Origin of the sequence: Pseudomonas sp. VI4.1, from assembly GCF_002029345.1 — a bacterium.
In the GTDB taxonomy this organism is placed as follows: domain Bacteria; phylum Pseudomonadota; class Gammaproteobacteria; order Pseudomonadales; family Pseudomonadaceae; genus Aquipseudomonas.
Map to the genome: position 1 here is coordinate 1 of NZ_MULM01000006.1, position 1,391 is coordinate 1,391.

The 1,391-nt window shown below is 57.9% G+C and carries 1 protein-coding gene and 1 pseudogene; both read right to left on the reverse strand.

The genetic code is table 11. The features are described 5' to 3' along the window. A pseudogene (locus BZ163_RS00030) lies at positions 1–224 on the reverse strand (hydrolase or metal-binding protein); the annotation flags it as partial. Positions 225–300: 76 nt separating this feature from the next. Further along, positions 301–1,302, reverse strand: coding sequence for a YqaJ viral recombinase family protein (locus BZ163_RS00035; protein WP_128869318.1), 1,002 nt, complete (start codon positions 1,300–1,302; stop codon positions 301–303). Between the last annotated feature and the right edge of the window lie 89 nt (positions 1,303–1,391).

Sequence of the window (1,391 nt, forward strand, 5' to 3'; positions counted from 1 at the left end):
TCGTTGAACAGCAAACGGATCGGAATGCTGCGCAACTTGCCGTCTTGGCCATTGCGCAGCGCCTCATTGAGTGGATGCAGTAGCCAGCCGTCGCGGCTCTGGACCTGCGAAGTAATGGTGAACTGATCGTCTTTCTCCGGCAGACGCTTGCCGTTCTTTTCGACGACCTTGCCGATGGAAATACGCCCGAGTACCGGAGGGGTAATGGCTAAGCCTTTGAGCATGGCGGTTCTCCTTGATCTGGAAATAAAAAAGCCACCGGGACCTAACAGTCCGGGTGGCTTGGGTGAGGGGGATGATTCAGCCGATCAGGAAGCGGCGACTGCCTTCCTTGAGCTTGGCGTAGCGAGCCTGCAGGTAGGGCTTGTCCTTGAGCATCTGCTGAACATCGACCATGGTGCTGTCCTTGGATCTTTTCCAACTGACATAGCCGTTGCTAAATTTCGCTCGGGTAGCATCGCCCATGGCCTGCTGCAGTATCTGCTTGAGCTGGGCCTCGCGCGTTTCCTTCTCGCCGATGGATTGGCGCACGGCCTTGAGCTCTAAGTAAGCCGCCGCCAATCCTGCATCGCCGCTGAAGTCGACGGTCTGACCGTTGTCCTCCGGGTACAAGCAGCGCAAAGCCGCCTCGGCCGATGCACTGCCGTCGGCTGGCGGCGGGGTATCGGTTTCCACGTAGGTCCAGAACTTACGCTCCAGTTCGATCAGGCGGGCGATCATCTGCTCATCTCTCTCGATGCGATGGATCTCCAGGTGCTGACCGCCGAGCAGCACCGCCACATCTGCTGCCTGCTTGCCGGTGACTGCGAGTTGGTGCATCACTTGCAGTTCTACATACTCGGGTACGCCTTCCTTCCAGAGACGTGCCCCGTTTATGCCGGCGGTCTTACATTCGAGGATCTGCACGTCGTCCGCGCTGATCACCTCACGGTCGATGTTGGCTAGCATCCAGGACATATTCGGATTCGGATGCTGCAGTACGGCGTTGATCCGTCGCACCTTGTTCTTAGTACGCTTGCTGTAGTGCCAGGCCACGATTGGTTCCAGCACGTTGCCCCAGTACATCGGACTTTCTTCATCATGTGGGTCGGCTTTTGGCAGTGTGGTGTCTCGACCGGTTTTCTCCAGCCACAGCTCCAACTGCGATTTGTAGGGATTTAGACCCACCGCAGCGCCGGCATCCGAGCTGCCGATGCCTTGCTTGCGCACCGCCAGCCAATCTTCACGAGGCAGTTCCTTGGTGCTGATCAGGCGCAGCGCTGGACGAGCCTTGCTAGTGCTGCGCAACGGAGTAACGTTCATAGCGTTCACCTTGCAGAAATAGAAACGCCCGATCAGCAACGAGGCTGATCGGGCGTTTTTTGGGGGGGAAGTAACCGGTTAGGCGACCA